Here is a 22,596-nt window from a genome sequence, read left to right as displayed (position 1 = left end):
TCGGGCGCAGCGGGTCCAGGGGCGTTCCGACCCGGCCAGTCTCGGCGTTGAAGCCGAGTTCAAGTCAAGCCACCGAAGCCCCGGTGCGAGCGGGGGTCCGTCCTCAGGGCCGATGGCCGAGGCCCTCCACGTAGGAGGTGATGCTCGCGATTACCGCGTCGTCGTCCCACACCGCGGTCACGTCCGGCCGGGTGGCGTCACCGCGCAGTTGCCGCTTGGTCCACGAGTACAGGGGGCCGGGTGCCTGCCGCATCACGCGTGCGGTCGCCAGGGCGGCGGCCGGCAGTTGGTCCGGGTCCACCACCTCGTTGACCAGCCCGATGGCCCGCGCCTGGTCAGCGCTGTACAGGGCGCCTCGCAGGGCCAGTTCGACCAGCACCCCGGGGCTTGCGGATTGCCGAAGTATCTCGACGCCGAGGTCGGGGAACGGGATGCCCCCGCGCAGCTCCGGCGTGCCGATGCGGCCGCGGCCCCGGCACATGATCCGGTAGTCGCACGCCGCCGCGCAGATCGCGCCGCCCCCGACCGCGTTACCGTTGACCGCCGCGACCGTCGGGTGCGGGTAGTGGAACAGCGCCGAGAAGCTCTCCACCAACGCCTCGCGGAACTCGCCGACCCGACCGGTGTCGGCCAGCAGGCGGTGCAGGTCGATGCCCGCGCTGAACATCGCCCCGGCGCCGGTCACCACCACCGCGTCCCCGTCGACCTCGGCGGCCGCCAGCGCGGCGGTGAGCTCGCGGCACACGTCGGGGGTCAGGGTGTTGGCCTTGCCGTGTGCCAGCCGCAGCACGCGGACGCCGTCGTGCCGCTCCACCTCGACGTGCGTGGCCTGCATCGGACCTCCTCATGGGACGGACGGGTTTTCCGACCCTGGCAGCCGACAGCGGCGGCGAGTACCGCTGACAGGAGGAGGAAGCCCGGCGGGGCGCACCCGTCGCGGTTCCCGGCGGGGAGCGTTTCGTGGTTTCATCTCACCTCTCCTCCCGACCCGCCGAGACGGGACGTCATGATGCCCAACCAGTCCACACCGCACGACGAGAACAGGCGGACGAGGACGGCTGTGTTCCTGCCGGAGCCCGAACGATACGACGGCACCGCGGCGCTGTGGCACGTCGAGGTCGACCTCGACCACCACGACGAGATCCGCCACCACCTGGTCAACGGCCAACCGACCATGCCCGTCGCGTCACTGGTGCAGATCGCGGCCGAGGCGGCCGCCTCCTTCGCGCCGGACCTGGCGCCGGTCCGGTACTCGGACCTCTCGTTGCCGCGCCTGCTCCGCGCACCCGCCGAACGGTGGCCGCGCCGCGTCGACGTCACCGCCACCCGCCGAGGTGACGATGTGGACGTCCGCATCGACAGCCCGCCGGTCAACGCCGTCCCGACGGTCGAGTACGCCCGGCTGTCCGTGCACCTCGGCGTGCCCGAAAAGCCCGAAATGGACGGTTGGCCCGAGCTCGGTCCCGAGCACGCGGCGGACCACCGGTTCGACGGGTACCTGCTCCCCGGTGACGCGCTGGACGCGCTGCTCCGCTCCGCCGGCCCGCAGGAAGCCCTCTCCTCGGTGCGGGTGATCGACGTCCCGGTTCCGGCGGACGATCGCGAGCTGGCCCGGTTGCTGGGCCCGCACCTCGACCTCCGGCGCTACTCCACAGAGGACGGTGAACAGCACACCGCGACGACCGCGGACGGCACGGTCGTGGTTCGACTGCGAGGGGTCGTCAGCTCTCACCGCGACCTCTCCACGATGCGTCGCCACCGGACCGGCGCCAAGACCCCGGGACGGGCTGCCCGCGGGAAGCGGTCGGGAGGAGCAGCGCGCGATGGCCGCTGAGTCGCCCGCAGGACGGACATCCGAGATGGACACCCCGCTCTTCACCCGGCGGTGGACCCTCGTGGCCGCGGTCACCGCCACGTTCCTGGTGATGCTCGACAGCACCGCGGTGATGATGGCGTTACCCGGCTTGCGGGCCGGACTGGGTGCCGACTTCAGCGGGCCGCAATGGGTGATCGCCGCGCACGCCGTGCCGCTTGCCGCGTCGCTGGTGACCTGCGGCGCGCTGGCGGACCGCTTCGGGCACCGGTCGGCGTTCCGGTTGGGTGCCCTGCTGTTCACCGGCGGCTCGGTGGCGGCGGGTGCGGCCGGGACGCTGGTCGTGCTCTCCGTCGCCCGAGGGGTCCAGGGCATCGGCTCCGCCTTCCTGCTCGCGACCGCCTCGACGCTGGCCGAACTCCCGGGTGCGGCCCGGGGAAGGGTGCTCGGCCTCCTGTCCACCGCCGCGGCGCTGGGTGTGGCGCTCGGGCCCGTCGTCGGTGGTCTCCTGGCGGAAGTGGACTGGCGACTGGTGTTCCTGTCCGTCCTGCCCGCCGGGGTGATGTTGCAGGCGATCGGCAAGGTGGCACTGCGCGAGGTCCGACCGGTCGCCGCCGGTGCCGTCGACTGGCTGGGGTGCACCTTGTTCGGCGGCTGCGTCGCACTCGCGGTCCTCGGCCTGCTCCGCGGTCAGGTCCTCGGCTGGACCAGCACGCCGGTCCTGGCGATGTTCGCCGGGGCAGCGTTCTTCCTGGTCGTGTTCCTCCTGACGCAACGTGCCTCTGGCAACCGCACGTTCTCAGGGGTTTCACTGACGACGTTCGCGTCCGGCGCCATCGGCCTGGCCGCACTCTTCCTGACGATCCTCCACCTCCAGGACGCGCTCGGCCACTCACCTCTCGCCACCGGCGCCCTCCTGCTCCCGCTCACCGTGACGTTGACGGGCACGGCCCTCGTCACCCGACGCTTCACCAGGTACACCTCGGCCGGCGTCGCGGTTGGCACATCAGCCCTGCTCGTCACCATCGGCGCGGGCCTGCTGGCCCTCGTCGCCCCGGACAGCGCCTGGCCGGCACTTCTCCCGAGCATGGTCCTGCTCGGTGCCGGCATGGGCATGGGCATCCCACTCCGCCGCGACCTCGCCGCCCGTTCGGTCGTCCCTTCGAGAAGCGATGTGGCGACCCGGATCGACGAAACCTGCCACCACCTCGGCCTGGCCGTGGGCGTCACGGCCTTCGGTGCCCTCTTCCAGCACCGCGTCGTCACGCACGTCGAAGGAAAAGCGGTCCCTCTCACCGCCGACCACCTCGCGATCGTGCGCGAAGCGTCCGCCGCCTCCCTGTGCTTCGTCGGCGTCGTGTGCGCAACAGCGGGAGCGGTCCTCACCCTCGTCGTTTCCACCTCCATCCGCCGCGACCTGGACGACCCCCCAACACCGCGGTGATGCTCCGGCACTCGATACGCTCAGCTACTATTCCGTGACGTTGAGTTGTGAGCATCGGCAGGGATGATGACTGACCCGGAGCGGATCTCGAGCGGGTGCGAGGGCGAGCTCGCCGAGGCGCAGCGCAGGAGCGAGGCGATCCGCGAGACCCTGACCGGCCCGCGGGTGACAGAGCGTAGCGCGGACGGGCAGATCACCGTCACGGTCAACGACGCGGGCAACCTCGTGGACCTCCAGCTGGGCAACTCCTCGCCGCGCAGGGACGGCGCGGGTCGGTACTTGGTGGGCGAGCCGGGCCAGTTCGTCGATGTGGTGGGCGCACCTCGTCGGCGGACGCACCGGCCAGTGCGACGGCCGCCTCGACCAGTTCGGCGACGGCGCCGGCGCGTCGGCTGCGGTGGCAGGCCGTGGAACGGGGTCGACCAGTCGGCGCGGGTCTGGTCCCGCAGTGCTGTCCGTACTACCGGCGGACCTTGCGGCGTGGGAGGTGGGTGAGGGCCACGGTGGCGGTGACGGTGGTGGCCAGTGCGGCGGCCAGGAGGAACGTCGTGCCGAGGCCGACGGTGTCGATGACGGGTTGTGCGATCAGCGGTGAGGAGAACTGGCCCAGGAACAGGGCCGAGGTCAGCAGGCCCAGCGCCTTGGTCCGGGTGCCGGGGGACACGGAGGCGACCAGCCAGCCGTTGATGGTCGGGTTCTGCAAGCCGACGCCGATGCCGACCACGACCATGCCGAGGCCGGCCGTCCACAGCGTGCCCGCCGACCCGACGAGGAACAGGCCGATGGCGAGCGCCGCGAACATGCCCGTCGCCAGCACGGGGAAGCTCCACCGGGCGCGCAGTCGGCGGTAGTTCAGGCCCACCAGCGTCGTCACCAGGTTCACCGCGGCGATCAGGGCACCGGCGACCACCGGGCCCGCCCCGCCCACCTCGGCCAGCCAGAACGGGGCCTGGGTCGGCACGGTGTAGAACGTGACGACGCCCAGGAACATCAACGCGTACAAGCCGAGCGACCGCCGTTGCCACGGCGTGCCCTCCGTGACGCCTTCCGTCGGCTGCGCGGCCGCCTCGGGCACGAACTTGAGCACCAGGACCAGCAACGGCAGCGCCAGCAGGTACACCGCGAACGGCCCGCGCCAGCTCCAATCCGCCAGCACACCGCCCAACAGCAGCGCCACGACCCCGCCGAAACCCATCGCCGCGCCCTGCAAACCCAGCACCCGGCCGTGCTCCGCAGTGGGGTGGTGATCGGCCAGCAGAGCGGTCGACGTGGTCATGATGCCCGCGATGCCGACGCCGAGCAGCGCCCGCCCGACGAGCAGCCCGGTCAACGAGTCCAGCACCAGGCCCGAACCGCCGCCCGCGGTGTAGAGCGCCAGGCACGCCACCAGCACCGGCACGCGGCCCGTGCGGTCGCTCAGCCGGGCCAGCAGCGGGGCGGACAGCATGATCAGCAGACCTGGCAGCGTCAACACCAGGCGCACCAGCAGTTGCGCGTGCGGCTCGCCGGCGAAGTGCTGCTCCATGCCCGGCAGCGCCGGCGTGATCGTGGCGCTGGCCATGATCGTCATCGTGCTGACGCCGAGCAGCGTCACGAGCAGGGACTTCGGCGGTCGCCGCACGTCCGGGACGGTTGTCGTGATCATGGCGACGACGCTAAGACCTCGACCATGCTGGAGGTCAACGACGGCGTCGCCATGATCACGTCAGCCGAGGCGCTACGCGCGGTGGGGGCCGTTGGGCCGTTGCGGCTTCGGGAGCGGCAGGGTTGCCGCCGCGACCCGGGTGGGGGTGTCCGCCGAGGCGGTGCGGGCGCTGGACCCCGGCGTGCCCGACGACGGCGAGGCGTCGTAGAACGTGCCCACCACGTCCACCAGGACGTGGGTCGAGCCCCGGTTGTTGTAGATGTGGAAACCGTAGTCCGGCCCGATCATGGTCTGCACGGCGTTGGGCACGATCGCCCCGGCGGCCGGGTTGAGGTTGGACGTGTTCGGGCGCTCCACCCCGCTGTAGCCCGCGGGCCACACCGTCAGGTAGGTGGCGTCGGTCGGCTCGACGGCGGTGACGTTGGTCGCCAGCGCCCAGGTCTCGGGGCCGATGAGCGACTCCGGCGTCACGACGGTCGCGGTGGTGGCCTGGCCGAGCGCGGACGGCCAGCCCTGACCCGTGCGGGTGTCGGCGATCCGGTTGGGCACCACGGGCTCGAAGCGCAGCCCACCCGGCAGCGAGGCGTCGTCGTAGAAACCGACGATGTCCACGATGACGTGGGTGTCCTGGCTGGTGTAGACGCCGATGGACGGCACGCTCGACCCGCCGCCGCACTCGTAGCACGGCCTGCTGGGCACCACCGCGAAGTTCGTCACGGTGGCGTTGGCCGCGTAGTTCAGCGCGGAGGTGTTCGGCAGGGTGTTCTTGTTGCCGTTCCACGCGGTGAGGAAGCCCGCGGCCGCCGGCTCGGTGGCGGTGATGTTGACCGCGAAGGCCCGGATCTTGTAGTTGACCGAGTCGCCCCAGTCGGCGGTCACGTTGATGAAGTAGCCCGCCGGCAGCCGGCCGATGCCCCACTCCCGGGTGTCGGCCAGGCGCACCGGCCTGGCCAGCGCCTGGTACTGCCCGCCCATGTAGCCCTGGCAGCACGGGCGGCCCTTGGAGTAGTAGCCGTTGACGTCGGCGACGAGGTGCACGGCCGCACCGTGGTTGTAGAGGGTGACCGCGCCGTCCGCGCCGACCTTCACCGTGACCGAGTTGGCCCCGGTCCATCCCGGCGTGTAGTTCAGCGAGGACGCGGTCGGGCGCTCCACACCGGTGGGGTAGACCGTGAGGTACCCCGGGCCGACGGGTTCGGTGACGGTCACGTTCAGCACGACGGTCGACGCCTCGGCCGGCACGCCGCCCTGACCGACCAGTTGCAACCGGACCGCCTGGCCCGAACCGACGCTGACCGCGGGCGCGCCCTGACCGGAACGGGTGTCCAGCACGCGGTAGGGCGTGAGCGGGTAGTAGGTGCCCTCGTCGGTGCGCGCGTCGTAGCCCTCCAGCGACAGCAGGCGCGCGACCTTGCCCGCGACCGAGTCCTCCAGCAGGGTCAGCACCGCCGTCTGCGCACCGATCGCGGTGGCCGTCGGGGTGATGGTCAGCGCGCACTTCTGACCGTAGGACAGGGTGTTGCCCGAGCAGGTGTTCCCCGTGATCCGGAAGGCGGTGGGGTTCGCGCCCGTCAACGACGCCGCACCGAAGGTCGTGGGCCGGGTGCCGTTCACCTCGACCGGGACCTGCAACGGCGTGCCCGGCTGGTCGGCCGGCTGCCGCCCGAACTGCAGGCGGTAGTCCCAGCTGTCGGTGGCCTGGTAGCCCACGCTGGACTGGAACCGGATCTCGCCCTTGGCGACCTGGCGCTCGCCGTTGCACTGCATCGAGTAGTCGGCCGCGAACGCGGTGAACTGGCCGTTGCTCTCGTCGTAGACGGCCTCGTGCACGGTGAGCGTGCCCGAGGTCGCCGCCGCGCCCTCGCACCCCTGGCCGTCGCCGCCGATGTTGAACACCGTCACCGAGTCCGACGTGTAGTAGCCGGTCTTGGCCGGGTACGACCGCCCCGCCACGAAGCGCGTCCCGTTCGGCGGGGAGACGTTGAGGCTGTGGTGGTGGCCGTTGCCGGACGCCATCATGGACAACGCGTACCCGTTGGCGTTCTGCTGGTAGACGTTCACCGTGCTCCGGGATCTCTCGTACGAGAAGTTCCCGTCGATGTACCCCCAGCCCGCGAAGTGCACCGTGAGGGCCGTGTACGGCGCCGCCGGCGGCTCCGCGTCCGCCGCGGTAGCCGGTCCGCTCACGAGTCCGGTCAAGATGAGAAGGGCGGCGGCGCAGGCGCCGACGCCACGGAGAGTACGCACTCGTTCCCCCAGTCGAGATGTGGTGATGACAGGAGGACAACTCCGTGCCGCGCGCAGGATACGGAACGCGGCCGGCGCGGGGCAATGAACTTCGGGCGGTCGGCCAGGCCGGTGCGCGTCACCGGTGGATGGCGGGAACCGGTACCACGGCGATGTCGTGCATGCGCCAGTCCGCGTCGCGCAGGAGCCGGCTCAGCCGGTCCAGTCGTCCGACCAGGTCGTCGGTGCCCGGTCGGGGTACGACGAACAGTTCGCCGACGAAGACGTGCCCTTCCTCGCGCAGCCGGAGCCAGGCGTCGGCGACCCACGGTTGGTCGAGGGCGAGGGTGGTGAGCTGGGCGGGCAGGGGGTGTGGTCGGTTGTCCGCCACGGTGCGGGGGCGGCGGTCCATCAGGTCGGCGACGGCGGTTCGGGTGGTGCGCAGGCCGTCGCGGACGATGTCGGCGGAGATGACGATCGCGGCGACGGCGTCGGCCCACCACAGGCCGGCCCCGATGCCGACGATGCCGAGGACGGCGGCGAGGGCGGTGAGCCAGTCCGCGCGGTTCATCTCCGCGTCGGCGTGCAGGACCTTGTCGTGCAGCTGCACGGCCAGCTTCGTCTTGGCGCGGCCGAGCAGGATCGCGGGGACCATGGTGGCCAGCAGCACGACGATCATCGGCCAGCCCAGCCACAGCGTGTGGCCGAAGACCTCGATCAACCCGAGCGGCGGGCGTTCGCCCTCCACGAGTCGCAGCACGGACTCGACCAGGATGTAGCCGCCGAGCGCCAGCAGCGCCAGGGCGGAGGCCAGGAACGCGATGGCCACCGAGCGGTGGTGCCCGTAGGGGTGCTCGTCGTCGGGCGCCCGGTTGCGGTAGCGGTTGGCCACCAGGAACGCGATCGGCGGGGCCAGGGCGAGGATGTCCTCCACCCAGGCCGCTTTCATGGCCTGCGACTGGCCGAGCACGACGGCCAGCACGGTGATGGCCACGACGAAGAACGCGATCGTCCACCACTCGAGGCGGACGGCACGGCGGTGCAGCGCCGCCTTCTCGGGCGGCAGCTCGTAGCGGTCGTGGATCGCGGTCACGTCATGCCCCCGCCCGGTGGGTTTCGAGCAGGCTGCGCAGCTCGTCTTCGTCCAGTGCCAGCAGGAACCGTTCGACCGTGGTCTGCCAGGCGTTCTCACCCGGCGGCACCGCCATGACGTGGTCGAGGCCCGACAGGTGGGAGCCGGTGTCGACCGGTTCTCCCCCGGGCACGGCGACGACCTCGTCCGCGGTGAAGTAGTCGGTGGTCAGGGCTACGTCCTGCGCCCAGGGCGACTCGGCGTCCAGCCCGGCGACGACGAGGTCCAGGCGGCGTTCCGACAACGCGGTCATGAGCTCGGCCTCGCCACCGGGCACCCACCGCACCCGCGCGCCCAGGCTGTCCGCCAGGCGTTGCGCCAGGACCGGCTCGACACCGTCGGGCGCCTGACCGGCGTCGTCGACGATCGTCCACGGCGGGTTGTGCGCCACCCCGACCAGGACCGTGCCGTCACGCACCCGGTCCAGCGTCCCGTCGGCGTCACGGGGCCACTGGCACCCGGCGGCGGTGAGCGCGACCAGCGCCACCACCGCGATCCGCGTCCACGTCCGTCGAGCGACCATGCCGATGATGTTGCCCGAACGCCCGGGTTCCAACCCTCGGACGATTCCGGTGAGCCGCTGGTATTCGGGCCAATCGGACGAATCGCGGGGAGGGCGTCCTGTCCCGCCGGCGGGTGTTCGGCACTGCTGCGTTGGTGTGACCTCCCATCGCGGAAATGCGGTGGGGGGCTCGACTCGTTAGCTTCGGATGTGCCGGCGCCAAGAGCGCCGGTGTCGCCGGGCGCCGGGGGGCGTCCGGTCCGGTGAGGGGGAATCGTAGTGAGACGCAGTGTTCTGCGTGGGTTCGTGCTGCGCGTGTCCGGCAGCGCGATGGCGGCCGTCCTGGCGGCCGGTGTGGTGATCGGGGTGGCGCAAGCCGCTCCGGAAGGGGGCCAGGCCCCAGAGACGTGGACTCCGTCGTCACAGGTGAACCGGGAACCGGTGGGTGGCGACGCGCCCGACCGCGACCGGTGGCCCGCGAGCGGGGGAGACCTGCAAGCCCAGAGGGTCACGTGCAGCGGCGCCGATTACGGGATCCTGCCGTCGTACCCCATGGAGCGGCACCGGATCAGCGATCGGCTGGAGCTGCTGGTCAACCTCGACAACCGCAACGCGGTGCTGGCATACCGCGAGCTGACGGTCAAGGGCACCGGGCTGAACCTGACGGTGGACCGGTTCTACAACACCTACGACGGCCCGATCCCCGGTGGTGACTGGCAGCTGAGCTACGACAACATCGGCCTGGAGGTCTTCGACGGGCAGGGCGTGATCCTGCACGGCCCCAACGGGTACTGCGAGTGGTTCGCCGAGAACGCCGACGGCACGTACGCGCCGGCGCCCAAAGTGGACGCGAAGCTGACCAGGACGCCCGACGGCGGCTACGTGGTGTCGTTCGACGCCTCCGACGAGCGGTGGCTGTTCACCGCGGGCGGCTGGCTGGTCTCCCAGACCGACCGCAACGGCAACACCGTGACCAACCGCTACGCGCCGGACGGCAAGCTGACCTCCGTCGTGGACACCCAAGGCCGGGTGACCCGATTCAACTACGACGACCGCGGCCGAGCGCAGTCGATCACCGACCCGTCCGGGACGACGTTCGGCGACTACACCTACGCGACGAGCGGTGAGCTCATCCAGTTCACCGACCGCGGCGGCGCGCAGGTCAAGCTCGGGTACGCCCCGGAGTACCCCCGGGAGCTGACCTCGATCACCGATCCGCGCGGCGCGGTCTACCGGCTCGAGTACGACGACCGCGGGCGGCTGACGAAGCTGACCAAGCCGACCTCGGACGGCGTCGGCGTCAGCACCACGTACGCGCGGACCGACACCTACGACACGATCGTCACCGATGCCAACGGCAACGCCTCGCGGCACGAGTTCGACGACGAAGGTCGGCAGGTCAAGGCCACCGACGCGTTGGGGCACGTGCGGTCGCAGACGTGGACGGCCGCCAGTGACGTCAACACCACGACCGACGCCCTGTCGCACTCCACGACCTACCAGTACGACTCGCTCAACAACCTGATCGGCACCAAGCTGGCCACCGGTGCGCAGAGCGTGGTCGGTTACACCAGTTCGGCCCACCCGCACCTGCCGACCCAGGTCACCGACGCCTCCGGCAACCAGACCACCCGCGAGTACGACGTCAACGGCAACCTGACCAAGGTCCGCTCGACCGGGCTGAACGCCGACATCGAGACCTACACCTACAACGCCCGCGGTCTGGTCGCCACGCGCAAGGACGGCAAGGGCGCGATCACCAGTTACACCTACGACACCGCGGGCAACTTGACCCAGGTGGCCCCGCCCGCGCCCGCCGGCGCCACGACCTACACCTACGACTCGCTGTCGCGGGTCACCAGCATCACCGACGGCAACGGCGTGCGCATCGACTACGGCTACGACAGGCTCGACCGGGTCGTGTCGGTCAAGCACGGGGCGAGCGCGGTGCAGGCCAACACCTTCGACGCCAACGGCAACCTCACCTCCACCCAGGTGCCCGGCGTGACGCGCACGCTGGCCTACGACGCGCGCAACCAGCTCACCAAGGTCACCCGCGGCACCGAGGTCGTGTCCTACACCTACGACAAGGTCGGCAACCTCAAGACGCTGACCACCCCGACCGGCACCGCGACCTACGGCTACGACGCCGCGGACCGGCTGACGTCGCTGGCCGACGCCTACGGCGGCACCACGACGTTCGGCTACGACGACGCCGACCGGCGCACCACCACCGGCTTCCCCGGCGGCGCGGTGCAGACCACCGGCTACGACAACGCCGGCCGCAACACCTCCATCACGGTCACCAAACCCGGCGCGGAACTGTTCAAAGCCACCTACCGCTACACCCGGCCCGACGGCAGCGACACCGACAAGCTCCAGTCCAAGACGATCAAGGGCGTGACCACCGACTACGCCTACGACGGGCTGGGTCGCCTCACCAAGGCGGGCACCGGCTCCTACACCCTGGACAACGCCACCAACGTGCTGTCCGGCGAGGGTCGCACCTACACCGTCAACGCCGCCGACCAGTACACCAGGTCCAACGACACCACGGTGGGCTTCGACGGCGCGGGCAACTACAAGTCCACCACCAACCCCGACTCCGCCGTCACCCACAGCCCCACCAACCAACTGCTCACCGGCCACCTCGGCACCACCAAGGTGCTCGACCTCGCCTACGACACCGCGGACCAGACCCAACCCCGCACCGTCACCGAAACGCCCACCAGCGGCACCTCGGTGACCCACGTGTTCACCCGCACCGCCCTCGGGGTAACCGAGACCGTGGACAACGGGACGCGCTCCAGCTACACCCGTGACACCGAAGGCGTGCTCATCGGCCTGAAGGACAAGACGGGCGCACGCTACGGCGCGGTCACCGACCACCAGGGCAGCGTCCTCGCGCTCGTCGACACCAACGGCAACCTGGCCGCCGAATACACCTACACCCCTTACGGCGCGGTGACCGCCACCGGCACGGCGTCGGCCTCCAACCCGTTCCGCTACCTGGGCGCCTACCAACTCCAACGCGGTCACTACCTGCTGGGCTACCGCATCTACGAGCCCAGCTTCGCCCGCTTCTTCTCACCCGACCCCACCGGCCAGGAACCGAACCCCTACAACTACGCGGGAGGCGACCCGATCAACAACAGCGACCCCACCGGCGGGAGCTTCGGTTCGAGCGGTGGCGCCACCATCGGTGGCGGTATCGGCGGCCTGGCGGCGGGCGCGTTCGTCGCGGCCGCCTGTGGCACCGGTGTCGGATGCCTGCCCGCTTTCGCCCTGATGGGTGGCTTCCTCGGCGGAGCCGGCGCGGCGATCGGGTCCGCCGCGGCCGGCGGGACGCAGAGCGACATTTCGACCGACGGGTTCTGGGGTGTCGTGAGCGGGGCGCTGTTCACCCCGCTCGGCAAGCTCGTGTGATTGCTGGATGATCGAAGGATCGTGAGATGACGGAGGCCCTCTGGTGGTTCACGCGATCACGCCGGAGGGCCTTCGTCGCTCGACGTCATCGACCGGCGCTGGGCACGCAGGTCCCGGGAAAGGTGTCCCATGGCTGTGAAGCGTTTGCTGCTGGGAGCGTTGTGGCTCGTGCTGCTGGCCCTCGCTGTCGTCTTCCGGCAAGAGGCACCCGGAGCTTTGCCGGCTGTCCTGGCCGGAGGGCTGGTCCTGCTCTTCGGGGGAGCTGTCATGCGCGCCGTCGAGAAGCGGAAGAACCGCTCCTCCGGCCCCTGAGCCGCACGTCCTGGCGTCGCGCGGGCGACGCGCGATCACCCGACCGCCGATCGGCCACCGCGCTCCGCACCACCCGCGCCCGGTCGTACCCGACACCACCCGGTTCGAGCAGCTCCCCCTGAAACCCGCGAACGGCCTCACCGCCCGCCGCTCCTGACCGACCACCGCCGCTCCACTCGTACCGCACCCGGGCCGTCCGACATCGCCCGATCGGACTCACGACGGGACAAGGCGGACGCTTGTCCTGTTATCGCAAGCGGTTGCGCCGCTACCGCGTCCGGCACCGGGCGACGAAACGTGGACCGGACGCTCCGGCACCTTGTCCGCAGAAATGCGTGATCGGCGTGGCCGGGATCGGCTATGCCTGGCTTCTGCCCGTGCGGGCGTCGAGGCGCCAAGGAGGATCCGTCGTGGGCGATGGTTCCCAGGCTGACGACGGTGACGGGTCGGACGCCCGGGTGCGACCCGATCACGTCGGGAACCCCGATCGTCGTGGTCGTGCTGTCCGGCAACGGGCTCGGTCCTCGTCGTCCGGTGCCGTCGTCCAGGCGGGGCGGGACGCGGTGGTGACGTTCGAACAGCACATCCACCACCGGTCGTCGGTGGGAACCGTCGCGGTGGTCGCCGCGTGCGGTGTCGCGGTGCTCGTGGCCGGCGTCATCGTCATCCGCAGCGGGGTGTTGCTCGAGCCGGTGCCCGCCTGGACCATCCCCGTGGCGGTGTCACTCACGGCCGTTCCGCTCGTGCTGCGCCGGAGGGCGCGGAAACCGGCCGCGCGCCAGGCGTTCCTCGTCACGTCGGCCTTCAGCCAGAAGTACTGGGTCGCCGAGTTCGTGCAACGCCTGCACCGGGCGCTCGACCGCAAGGGCATCAACCTGGTGCTGAAGGTGCCCGACCGGGACTACGACGCCGCTTCGCAGGGCCACGACCTGCGAAGGGTGCTCAACACCAAGGACAGCTACCTGGGCGGGTTCGTCGTCCCGACCGAGCTGCACCGGATGCGGTCACTGCTGGTGGAGTTCTGCGTCGAACTGGCGCTGCCGGTGGTGTTCACCGACGTCGACCCGTTCGACGACGAGAGCGAGTACCCGGCCAACACCGCGTTCGTCGGCTACGTCAGCGCCGACCTCGGGACGGAAGCGGGGCGTTGGCTGGTCGACCACCTGCGGCAACGCGGTGTGCGGCGGCCGCACGTGCTGATCGTCGCCAGTCGTGAGCACGCCGAGCGCCAGGTCGCGTGCGCGGAGGTCCTGCGCACCGGTCTGGGCAACGTGTCGATCAGCGTCGACGACACCTGTGCCTTCACCCGGTCCCGTGCCTACGACGCGGTCCAGGCCCACGTCCGGGCGCAAGCGGTGCGGTCGGCCCGGCTGGACGCCGTGTTCTGCACCAACGACGAGATGGCGCTGGGTGCGGTGGACGCGCTGCGCGCGACGGACTCACCGCTCACCCGGGAGACCACCGTCATCGGCGTCGACGGGATCCCCGAAGCCCGGCACCTCATCGCGACCGCCGCGAGTCCGCTGCGGGCCACCGTGGTGCAGGACCCCCACCGCCTGACCGAGAGCGCCGCCGAGGTGTTGCAGAGGATGCTCGACGGTCGCCAGGCGATGACGCGGACCATCCTCAAGCCCGAGGTGTACCAAATCCGGTGACTCGGCCGTGGCGAGGGCGCTGGGGGCGTCCCCGCCACGGTGGGGTCAGGTCAGTTGGTTTGCAGGTAGACCGACAGCCAGACCGATTCGCCGTCCACGTTGGTGTAGTTCTTCACGTGCAGGTAGCGCATCCCGGGCGGCCAGGTCACCAGGTCGCTCCAGGTCTGGTCGGTGGACATGCCGCCCACCAGGCCGTCTTGGACCGCCAGCACCGAGAACAGCCCGCTCCCGTTCGGCTCCAGGTCGACCGGGCGCATGTGGTTGGCCGCCAGTTGGTTGCGGGCGTACTGGATGGTCACGGCGGGCATCCAGTCCCACACCAGGTAGTCGTCGCCGCTGCTCGGGATCATGATCACGTCGTAGCGCCCGCCGCCCAGCGGGTCGACGTCGATCAGCCGGCAGGTGCAGTCCTGCCTCTTCTCGTCGACCTCGGCCTTGGTGATGTTGAGGTACCACCACCAGCTCTTCGCGGCGGCCCCGGTGTTGTCGACCCACGCGGCGGCGAAGCGGGTCTGGCCGGCCACGGTGTGCCGTTCGACGTCGATCAGCCGCTTGTACGGCTGGGTGCCGATCTTGCTCTTGAGGCTTTCGTGCGTCTCGCCGGTCGTCCACGAGAACGACCCGCCGGGACTGCGCGTGTACGTCGGACCGCTGTTGGTCACGGTCACCACGGAGAACGCGTTGCCGGCCGGCTCGACGTCGATCACCCTGCTGTTGTTCTGGTTCAGCCACGTGTCGATGGCGTTCTTGTCCATGACTTGGAACGCGGGCCCCGCCGAGACCGACGAGTACCGCTCCGGGTCGCGCTCCGGCACCACCGCCGAAGCCGGACCGGTCACCACGCCCAGCATCATCACGCCGGCGAGCGCACCCCCCACGGCGGTTCTTCCCATCTTCATGCTGTCCCCTCCATCGCCGTTGTCGGTTTTCCGACGCCTTCGATGGTGGGCGGCGCGATGACGCGGGGAAATGGACCCGGGGATCCATAAAAGATCCATCCGGGGTCCGGATCCCACGGCGGGTTCGGCCCGGTGTATCACCCGGCGCGCCGCGCGCACATCACCCCCGCAACCGCGTCGCACGAGGGGGGAAAGGTGATCAAGGTCTTCGTTGTCGCGAGGGTCCGCGTCTACCGGGACAGCGTGGAGCGCTGCCTGGCCGACAGCCCGCGGATCGTGGTGGCGGGCACGGCCGCCGAACCGGCCCAGGCGAGGCTCGCGGTGCCGAGCGCCCGGCCGGACGTCCTGCTGCTCGACCTCGGCGCGGACGCCGCGCAGCCGTTCACCCGGGAACTGCGGTCCTCCTCGCCCGCCACCAAGGTGGTCGGCCTCGCCGGGGACGCCGTCGCCGACGTGATCGGCTTCGTGGAGTCCGGGATGCTGGGCTACCTCGCCCCCGACGCCACCCTCTCGGAGCTGGTGACCGCGATCGAACGGGCGAGCCGGGGCGAGGCGACGTGCCCGCCCCACGTGACCGCGCGCCTGTTCCACCGGCTCGCCGACCGGGCCGCGGGCAGCCGCGGCCGGCTCCGCACGACACCCCGGCTGACCGCCCGGGAGCTGGAGGTCCTGCGGCTCATCGACCGCGGGCTGGCCAACAAGGAGATCGCCCGCGCCTTGTCGATCTCGCTGTCCACGGTCAAGAACCACGTCCACCACCTGCTGCGCAAGCTCCAGGTGGAGCACCGCGCCGCCGCGACCGAACTGCTCCGGCACGCGGATGTATCAGGGTGACGGCTCGACACCCATGACCCAGGGAACGCACACCGACCGAAAGGTGACCACGACCATGCCGACGAACAGGCTCCGGCGCTTCCGCTCACCGGTGATGGAGGTGCACGGCGCGTTGATCCGACCGGGTGAGCTCCTGGTGGAGGACGCGTTCGAAGACGACCTCAGGCCGCTGCTGGAGCGCCACGGCGGCAGGCCCTACAGACCGGGACCACCCGGCCGGGACTGGCGCCAGGACCCGAGCGCGCCCGACTACGGCGACGTCAACGCCCGGCTGCGCGAGGCCCGGCTGGCGCACCGGCTGTGGGTGGGCTTCGCCGACGAGGTGCCGGTCGACCTGGTCCGCCGGCAGCGCCTGCGAGGACTGCACTTCCACCACGTGTACGTGGGCGCGGTGGGCGTCCAGGACTTCTACCAGGGCGGCCCCGACGGCTGGGCGGCCGCGCTGACGGGCGCTCGGCCCACGCTGGGACCGGCGGTCGGGCAGCCGACGCCTTCGGTCGCCGTGCTGGACACCGGTGTGCCCGCCGACTGGGAGACCACGCACCCCGACCTGGGGCCGTTCCTGCGGCTGAACCCGGACGCGCTGCCGATCGACCCGCTCGACGGCGACGACGCCGGCTCGCTCCTCGACGTCCAGGGCGGGCACGGCCTGTTCATCGCGGGCCTGATCGCGCGGGTGGCGCCGGAGGTGAGCACCCAGGTCTTCCGCGTGCTGGAGACCACGGGCGAGACCGACGACGCGGAGCTCTGCCTCGCGCTGACCTCCAAGGAGCTCACCGCCCCGGTGATCAACCTGTCGCTCGGCGGGTTCACCGACGACGACCTCCCGTCTCTGATGCTGTCGACGGCGCTGGACGCCGTGCTGAACGACGGCAAGGTCGTCGTGGCCGCCGCGGGTGCCTCGGACCAGCCGGACCGCCCGTTCTACCCGGCCGCGTACGCCTACCAGGGGCCGCCGCCCGGCGTGATCTCGGTCGGCGGGTGCGACACCACGGGCGGGTCGGCCGTCGCGTGGTCCAAGAGCAACAAGGCCGAGGTGTACGCGCCCGCCGTCGAGCTGGTCAGCACGTACGTGAGCGGGTGGGCGCACCCGAACGACGCCGCCGCGGTCTTCACCGGCTGGGCCAAGTGGACCGGCACGTCGTTCGCCGCGCCGCTGGTCGCGGCGGAGATCGCGCGGCGGTTCACGAAGGCGCAGGGGCTGGACCCCGTCCGGGAGGTGGCGAACACCTTCCTGGGCCAACTGCCGAACGCGGGGTGGCAGCCGTCGGCCAGGCTCTACGAGGTGCAGCCACCGCCGACCGCGTGGCAGTGCGGGTGATCAGGCGCCGAAGGTGACGAAACCGGCGGCGGCGGCGACCGCGCCGTCGTCGGTGGGTGCGATGGCCGCCCTCGTGGCGGCCATCGCCTCGGCGGGTGGGACGCCGGCGAGCAGCCGCTCGTGCAGCGCGAGCATCACCGGTTCGGTGTCCACATCGGACACCGGCACGGCGGTCGCGACCACGGTCCGGGCGCCGAGCGCGAGCAGCGCCGACACCAGGCCGATCACCTCGTCACCCGCCCGCACCGCGGCCACCCCCGACTGGCACGCGGGCAGCACCACCACCTCCGGCGCGCGGGACAGGCGTTCGAGGTCGTAGACCGTGAGCGGGCCGTCGGCCAGCTCCAGCGCGGACAGCAGCGGGTTGTCGGTGCGCAGCCTGCCGTGCGCGGCGACGTGCGCCAGGTCCGCCCCGTCCACCGCGGCCAGCACGGCGGGCACGGTGGCCCGGTCGTCGAGGAGCACCTCGGCGGCCGGTGCGCGCCGGGCGAGGGCGGCGACCTCGGACCGGGCCGCGGGCAGACCGGGCCCGGCGGCCAGCAGCACCCGCCCGCCGCGCCGGACCGGCGACCGGACCGCGCGCAGCCAGGCCGCGGCGGACGGCGCGACCCGCACCGGGCGCCCGGTCAGGCTGGGCAGCAGGCCCCACGGCACGCCGTGCAGCCCGCTGGTCGGCACGACCACCAGCGGCCGGTCGCCGAGCTCGGCGCGGACCGGGCCGAGCAGCAGGTCGTCCAGCCGACGCCCGGCGGCCTGCGCGGACGCCCGGACCGCGGCCCGACCGCGTGGCGTGCCGAACGCCATGGCCAGTGCGTTCAACCCGGCGACGGCGGCGTCCAGCGCCGCGGTGACCTCGGCCAGCTCGGCCACCGGTCGCAGCCGGCAGCGGCCGGCGCTCAAGGTCACCGCGAGCAGTTCGCCGCCTCGGCGGACGAACTCGACCAGGGCGGCGTCACCGAGGGCCGCGACCAGCGCGGCGGCGTTCGGCGGCGCGTCCTCCGGGCGGTGCAGCGGGCTGCCGGCCACCCGGCTGGCCCGCACCACGCGGTCCTCGGCGGCACGGCGGACGGCGTCGGCCGGCGCGGACGACCCGGACCGGCGGGCCGCGGTGTCCTGCGCGGCGAGCCGACGCAGTTCCACGAGCGCCTCGGCGAGCTCCGGGTCGTGCGGCGGCTTGACCGGCCGCAGCCGCAGCGCGCGGGCCCTGGCGCGTTCGGCCCACCCGAGCACCATCCGGGCGTCGCCGGCGGCCAGGGCCAGGTCGAGGCCGAGCGCGGCCGGTTCCGCCCCGAACGCCGACACGTGCACCCGCAGCTCGGTCGCGCCCAGCGCCGCCTGGTACCTCCCGACCAGCGCGAGGCCGGCCCGCAGCGCGGCGAGGGCGCCGCGGCGGTCACCGCGGGCCTGCCGCAGCAGGGCCTGCGCGTGCCAGGCCCGCACCCGGGTCTCCAAGGTGCCGGAGGATCGGACGGGCCGGGTCGGGCGTGACCCGGTGGCCGGGCCGAGCACCCGTTCGGCGGTGGCCAGGTCACCGGCGCGCACCGCGGCACCGGCCGCGATCAGCCGGGCGTCCAGCTCCGCCACCCGCCACCCGGCCGCCGCCAGCGCCTCGGCGCACTCCAGCGCCGACCGCACCAGCGCCCGCGGCGCGAGGTCGTGCTCTCCCACCGCGCGCAACGCGACCAGGCGGGCCAGCGAAGCCCACCCCGGCCTGCCCTGGCGGGTGAACAGGTCGAGCGCTTCCCGCGCCTCCCGCGCGGCGACCTCGCGCAGCCCGAGCGCCGCCGCCGTCTCCGCCAACCACAGCTGGGCCTCGGCGAGGTCGGCCGCCGCGTCGGCCTCGCGCAGTTCCGCGACGGCCCGTTGCGCCGTGCGCCGGGCGTCTTCGAACAAACCGACCGACAGCAGCACCTGGCAGCGGTTGAGCTGCAACTGCGGTATCGGGCGGGTCCGCAGCGCGGGTGAGCGCTCGGCCCGGTCGTAGCCCGCCAGCGCGGCCGGGGCGTCACCGCTGAGCGCGGCCACGTTGGCGAGGTTGCACTCGGACTCGGCGGCGTGCACGTCCATCGAGAGCGCGTGCCACAGGGACCGGGCCCGGATGAAGTCGGCCTCGGCCGCGGCCGGCGCGCCGCGGTGGGCGTGCAGCAGGCCGCGGTTGTTGTGCAGTCGGGCCTGCCACAGCAGGTCACCGGCACGGCGCAGGTGCGGCAGCGTGGCGGCGTAGGCGGCGAGCGCCTCGTCGAGCCTGCCGGTGCGTTGCAGGATCAACGCCCGCTGGGACGCGAGCCGCGCGGCCGGGAGCCCGGTGAGCCGCCCGGCCGCGCGGTCGGCCTCGGTCAGCGCGGTCCGCAGCCGGCCCCGGTCGAGCAGGATGAACGCGAGGCTCATCCGGGCTTCGGCGGCGGCCTGCTCGGCTCCGGCCCGCGTTGCGGCCCGGATTCCGGTGCGCAACCGGGCCTCCGCGCCGGGCAGGTCACCGAGCCCGCGCAGGGCCAGGCCCGCGGCCCGGTGCGCCGTGCACAGGGCGGTCGGGTCGCCGGCGGCGAGCGCTTCGGCCGCCGCGGCGTCGGCTTCGGTGAGCGCGAGCCGGGGATCGCGGCCGACCAGGTCGAGCGCGGCGGCGGCGTGCTCCATCGACGACCGGGCCGCGCTGACCGATGCGCTCACGAACGGCAGTGTGCCGAACCTGTTGCGCCATCACAATGACACCGGTGGGGTGACGACGGTCGGGCCGGCGGGCCGCGGCACGGCCAGTTGCGCCAGGCCGCGCGTCACCCCGTCGAACACGAACCGGCCGCCGTCGTCGGCGACCACGTGGCGGGTGCCGGCGGGATCGTCGGTCCTCAGCTCCACCCGCAGCGGTCCTGGCGGCGCCAGCCAGCCCTCCACCCGCAGCTCACCGGCCCGTTCGGCCACCGTGAGCATGATCGTCACGTCGGCCGACTCGAACGTCAGCGTGCGGACCGGTTCCGCCGACCGCGCGCCCGCGCCGGCCAGGACGTCCTCGTACAGCCGGGCGACCTCGATGTCGACGTCGGCCAACCGGAGGGCGAACCGGGACCGGGTGTCCAGGTCCGCGGGTGGCGGGTCGAGCGCCTGCTGCACCGCCCGCACCTGGTCGAGGATGGCCAGGTCCAGCTCGTCCAGCCGCGACGCGGCGTCCTCGGGCCCGGTCATTCCGCGCTCCACGCGGGATCGGCGAGCAGCATCGCCCGCAGCTTGGCCAGGCAGCGGCCCCTGGTCGGGCCGATGCTGCCCGGCGGCATGCCGAGCGCCTCGGAGATCGAGGCGTAGTCCGGCCGGTCGGCCACGGCGATCACCCGCAGCAACGCCTGGCAGCGCTCGGCGAGCCGGGTGAAGTGGCGCCACAACGCCCGGTGCCGCTCGTCGGCGCCGAGGCGTTCGCCCGGGTCCGGCTCGCCGTCCGGCAACCCCGCCAGCACGTCGTCGCCGACCTGGACGTGCCTGCGGCGGCGGGCGTTCGTGCGCCACGCCTCCCGCCGGGTGGCGCTGACCAGCCACGCGGTCAGCGCGAGCGGTGAGCGGATCGTGTCGAGCTGCCGCACCAGCTCCAGCCAGGTCGTCTGCACGACGTCGGCGGCGTCCTCCCTGGTCAGGCCCTGCGCCCGGGCGACGTGCCAGAGCAGCGGGTTCAGCTGTGCCACCACGTCGTCCAACGCCGCCAGGTCACCCGCCCTGGCGCGTTCGAGGTGCTCGGCCAGCACGTGCGGTCGCCGCGTCCGTCGGTCGACCTCCGACACCGGATCGTGTTTCATGCGTTCGCCTCCAACGGGCACGGTCATCCGAGCACCACCCTCCACCGCCGGTACCGGGGAGGTGGACCGCCGTACGGATACATTCGCGCGCGGTATTCGCGCGGTCTGGTCGGCAGGCGTGGTCGAGGAGGGTCGGTGACCGCGAACGCCGCGGGGTGCACACTGGTCGGCGTGCCGGGGGTGGGAAGGGTGGGCACCATGCGCAAGGTCGACCGGGGCTCGCCCGGTGAAGGCTGTCCCGTCCAGCGCGACGCGGACGGGACCTGGCAGATCAACGGTTACGCGGCCGCGCGCGCGTTCCTGCGCGACCACCACACCGTGCAGGCCGGGCTCGGCGTGGAGACCACGGAGAACTTCCCGCGGCGGATCCGCCGTCCCGTGCTCTACCGCGACGGGCCCGAACACCGTGAGCACCGCAGGCAGACGGCCAAATTCTTCACCCCGCGGCGGGTCGACGAGTCCTACCGCGAGGTGATGGAGCGCGTCGCCGACGAGCAGGTGGCCCGTGTTCGCGCGGCAGGCCCGGTCGACCTGGCCGACCTGAGCTTCCAGCTCGCCATCGACGTCACGTCCGCCGTGATCGGGCTGACCGAGAGCAGGCCCGGGATCAGGCGGCGGCTGGACTACTTCTTCCCGGAGCGCTTCGGCAAGCCCGGGTTCACCAGCCCGCACGGCCTGTACTGGGCGTGGCGGCAGCTCAAGGGCTGGTCGGCGATCTACCTCCACGACGTCCGGCCCGCCGTGCGCGCCCGGCGCGTCCGGCCACGCGACGACCTGATCTCGCACCTGCTCGCCGAGGGCTGCACGGCGGCGGAGGTCCTGGGCGAGTGCCTGACGTTCGCGGCGGCGGGCATGGTCACCACCCGCGAGTTCGTCGTGGTGGCCGCCTGGCACCTGTTCACCGACGACGACCTGCGGGCCCGGTACCTGGCCGCCGAGGAACCCGAGCGGCTGCTCGTGCTGCACGAGGTGCTGCGCCTGGAACCGGTCATCGGCCACCTGAAGCGCCGCACCACCGACGAGGTGCGGGTGGACTCGGTCACCGTGCCCGCGGGTTCCGTCGTCCGGGTCCAGCTCGACCACGCCAACTCCGACCCCGCGGTGGTCGGCGACCGACCGCTGTCGGTGTGCCCGGGCCGGGCCATGGCCCACGTCGGCGCCTCGACCGGACTGTCCTTCGGGGACGGTCCGCACAAGTGCCCCGGCGCGCACGTGGCGATGCTGGAGTCGGACGTCTTCCTGCACAAGCTGCTGTCGCTGCCCGGCATCCGCATGGTCCAGCCGCCGCGGATCGGTTTCAAGGACGAGATCGCGGGCTACGAGCTGCGCGGCCTGCGGGTGGCGGCCGACTGACCACGACGACCGCCGGCGTCCGCGTTCCGGAGGTGGGCCGCGCCACAGCTCGGAATGGTGACGGTCGGCGACAAAGCCATGCACCGCGCGACGGTGGTGTGATCCTCTGTTGATCGGGTCGGGGGACACCGTTGTGGGGGGTTGGGATGAGCGAAGACAGATCGACGGCGCAGCCACCTGCGGTCGGGCCGCCGGATGACGCGTCGCGGGCTGCCGCCGAGCCGGCGCCGCTCGAGGCCGCGAGCGCGGAACTGCCGA

General features: G+C 72.3%; 17 protein-coding genes. 8 read left to right on the top strand and 9 right to left on the bottom strand.

Annotation, left to right across the window (positions count from 1 at the left end; translation table 11 throughout):
- Positions 1 to 103: 103 nt before the first annotated feature.
- Positions 104 to 835 carry an enoyl-CoA hydratase/isomerase family protein gene (locus LZG04_RS27220; protein WP_233821903.1) on the bottom strand — a complete coding sequence of 244 codons (732 nt, stop codon included), beginning with the start codon at positions 833 to 835 and terminating at the stop codon, positions 104 to 106.
- Positions 836 to 1,060: 225 nt separating this feature from the next.
- On the opposite strand from LZG04_RS27220, the gene LZG04_RS27215 reads away from it, so the two are divergent.
- Both LZG04_RS27215 and LZG04_RS27210 read left to right on the top strand, forming a co-directional pair.
- Entirely contained in the window at positions 1,061 to 1,834 is a 774-nt protein-coding gene (locus LZG04_RS27215; protein ID WP_233821901.1) for a polyketide synthase dehydratase domain-containing protein, read from the top strand.
- A 25-nt stretch (positions 1,835 to 1,859) separates the two neighbouring features.
- Entirely contained in the window at positions 1,860 to 3,257 is a 1,398-nt protein-coding gene (locus tag LZG04_RS27210) for an MFS transporter (RefSeq protein WP_233821899.1), read from the top strand.
- A 460-nt stretch (positions 3,258 to 3,717) separates the two neighbouring features.
- On the opposite strand, the gene LZG04_RS27205 is transcribed toward LZG04_RS27210, so the two are convergent.
- From LZG04_RS27205 to LZG04_RS27190, 4 genes are all read right to left on the bottom strand, one after another.
- A complete protein-coding gene (locus tag LZG04_RS27205) occupies positions 3,718 to 4,902 on the bottom strand; it encodes an MFS transporter (RefSeq protein ID WP_233821897.1) in 1,185 nt (394 codons plus the stop codon).
- A 72-nt stretch (positions 4,903 to 4,974) separates the two neighbouring features.
- Positions 4,975 to 7,089 carry a hypothetical protein gene (locus tag LZG04_RS27200; protein WP_233821895.1) on the bottom strand — a complete coding sequence of 705 codons (2,115 nt, stop codon included), beginning with the start codon at positions 7,087 to 7,089 and terminating at the stop codon, positions 4,975 to 4,977.
- A gap of 178 nt (positions 7,090 to 7,267) precedes the next feature.
- Positions 7,268 to 8,221, bottom strand: coding sequence for a cation diffusion facilitator family transporter (locus LZG04_RS27195; protein WP_233821893.1), 954 nt, complete (start codon positions 8,219 to 8,221; stop codon positions 7,268 to 7,270).
- 1 nt (position 8,222) lies between these two features.
- Complete coding sequence (locus LZG04_RS27190) at positions 8,223 to 8,783, bottom strand: transporter substrate-binding domain-containing protein (protein WP_233821891.1); 561 nt, start codon at positions 8,781 to 8,783, stop codon at positions 8,223 to 8,225.
- 258 nt (positions 8,784 to 9,041) lie between these two features.
- Here LZG04_RS27190 and LZG04_RS27185 point away from each other — a divergent pair, with 258 nt between their 5' ends.
- The 3 genes from LZG04_RS27185 to LZG04_RS27175 all read left to right on the top strand — a co-directional run bounded on the left by LZG04_RS27185 (position 9,042) and on the right by LZG04_RS27175 (position 14,155).
- Positions 9,042 to 12,188, top strand: coding sequence for an RHS repeat domain-containing protein (locus LZG04_RS27185; protein ID WP_233821889.1), 3,147 nt, complete (start codon positions 9,042 to 9,044; stop codon positions 12,186 to 12,188).
- A gap of 129 nt (positions 12,189 to 12,317) precedes the next feature.
- Entirely contained in the window at positions 12,318 to 12,500 is a 183-nt protein-coding gene (locus tag LZG04_RS27180) for a hypothetical protein (protein WP_233821887.1), read from the top strand.
- 566 nt (positions 12,501 to 13,066) lie between these two features.
- Positions 13,067 to 14,155 (top strand): sugar ABC transporter substrate-binding protein, encoded by a 1,089-nt coding sequence (locus tag LZG04_RS27175; protein WP_233821885.1) that lies wholly within the window; start codon positions 13,067 to 13,069, stop codon positions 14,153 to 14,155.
- A gap of 50 nt (positions 14,156 to 14,205) precedes the next feature.
- Here LZG04_RS27175 and LZG04_RS27170 read toward each other — a convergent pair whose 3' ends face one another.
- Positions 14,206 to 15,054, bottom strand: a complete 849-nt coding sequence (locus tag LZG04_RS27170) for a hypothetical protein (protein ID WP_233821883.1) — start codon at positions 15,052 to 15,054, stop codon at positions 14,206 to 14,208.
- 195 nt (positions 15,055 to 15,249) lie between these two features.
- On the opposite strand from LZG04_RS27170, the gene LZG04_RS42710 reads away from it, so the two are divergent.
- Positions 15,250 to 15,888 carry a response regulator transcription factor gene (locus LZG04_RS42710; protein WP_233821881.1) on the top strand — a complete coding sequence of 213 codons (639 nt, stop codon included), beginning with the start codon at positions 15,250 to 15,252 and terminating at the stop codon, positions 15,886 to 15,888.
- A 55-nt stretch (positions 15,889 to 15,943) separates the two neighbouring features.
- A complete protein-coding gene (locus LZG04_RS27160) occupies positions 15,944 to 17,209 on the top strand; it encodes a S8 family serine peptidase (protein ID WP_233821879.1) in 1,266 nt (421 codons plus the stop codon).
- On the opposite strand, the gene LZG04_RS42705 is transcribed toward LZG04_RS27160, so the two are convergent.
- Genes LZG04_RS42705 through LZG04_RS27145 form a run of 3 tightly spaced genes read right to left on the bottom strand, consistent with a single transcriptional unit; the run spans position 17,210 to position 20,985 of the window.
- On the bottom strand, positions 17,210 to 19,876 hold the full coding sequence (locus LZG04_RS42705) for a CHAT domain-containing tetratricopeptide repeat protein (protein WP_233821877.1): 2,667 nt from the start codon (positions 19,874 to 19,876) through the stop codon (positions 17,210 to 17,212).
- Between the two features lie 30 nt (positions 19,877 to 19,906).
- The gene (locus LZG04_RS27150; RefSeq protein WP_233821874.1) at positions 19,907 to 20,386 is read right to left on the bottom strand and encodes a hypothetical protein; all 480 of its coding nucleotides are present in this window, start codon (positions 20,384 to 20,386) and stop codon (positions 19,907 to 19,909) included.
- The gene (locus LZG04_RS27145; protein WP_233821872.1) at positions 20,383 to 20,985 is read right to left on the bottom strand and encodes an RNA polymerase sigma factor; all 603 of its coding nucleotides are present in this window, start codon (positions 20,983 to 20,985) and stop codon (positions 20,383 to 20,385) included. Before LZG04_RS27145 ends, LZG04_RS27150 begins: the two co-directional genes overlap by 4 nt.
- A gap of 135 nt (positions 20,986 to 21,120) precedes the next feature.
- Between LZG04_RS27145 and LZG04_RS27140 the strand changes: the two genes are divergently transcribed.
- Positions 21,121 to 22,338, top strand: coding sequence for a cytochrome P450 (locus tag LZG04_RS27140; protein WP_233821870.1), 1,218 nt, complete (start codon positions 21,121 to 21,123; stop codon positions 22,336 to 22,338).
- Positions 22,339 to 22,596: the final 258 nt, after the last annotated feature.

It is taken from the genome of Saccharothrix sp. S26, assembly GCF_021390395.1.
Lineage (GTDB): Bacteria > Actinomycetota > Actinomycetes > Mycobacteriales > Pseudonocardiaceae > Actinosynnema.
Note: the sequence above shows the minus strand (reverse complement) of the source record. Positions and strands in the feature narration are given on the sequence as shown.

Coding starts and splice junctions, on each gene's coding strand:
- LZG04_RS27145 (WP_233821872.1), bottom strand. CDS start 20,985: ATGAAACACGATCCGGTGTCGGAGGTCGACCGACGGACGCGGCGACCG.
- LZG04_RS27220 (WP_233821903.1), bottom strand. CDS start 835: ATGCAGGCCACGCACGTCGAGGTGGAGCGGCACGACGGCGTCCGCGTG.
- LZG04_RS27205 (WP_233821897.1), bottom strand. CDS start 4,902: ATGATCACGACAACCGTCCCGGACGTGCGGCGACCGCCGAAGTCCCTG.
- LZG04_RS27160 (WP_233821879.1), top strand. CDS start 15,944: ATGCCGACGAACAGGCTCCGGCGCTTCCGCTCACCGGTGATGGAGGTG.
- LZG04_RS27190 (WP_233821891.1), bottom strand. CDS start 8,783: ATGGTCGCTCGACGGACGTGGACGCGGATCGCGGTGGTGGCGCTGGTC.
- LZG04_RS27210 (WP_233821899.1), top strand. CDS start 1,860: ATGGACACCCCGCTCTTCACCCGGCGGTGGACCCTCGTGGCCGCGGTC.
- LZG04_RS27180 (WP_233821887.1), top strand. CDS start 12,318: ATGGCTGTGAAGCGTTTGCTGCTGGGAGCGTTGTGGCTCGTGCTGCTG.
- LZG04_RS27170 (WP_233821883.1), bottom strand. CDS start 15,054: ATGAAGATGGGAAGAACCGCCGTGGGGGGTGCGCTCGCCGGCGTGATG.
- LZG04_RS27150 (WP_233821874.1), bottom strand. CDS start 20,386: ATGACCGGGCCCGAGGACGCCGCGTCGCGGCTGGACGAGCTGGACCTG.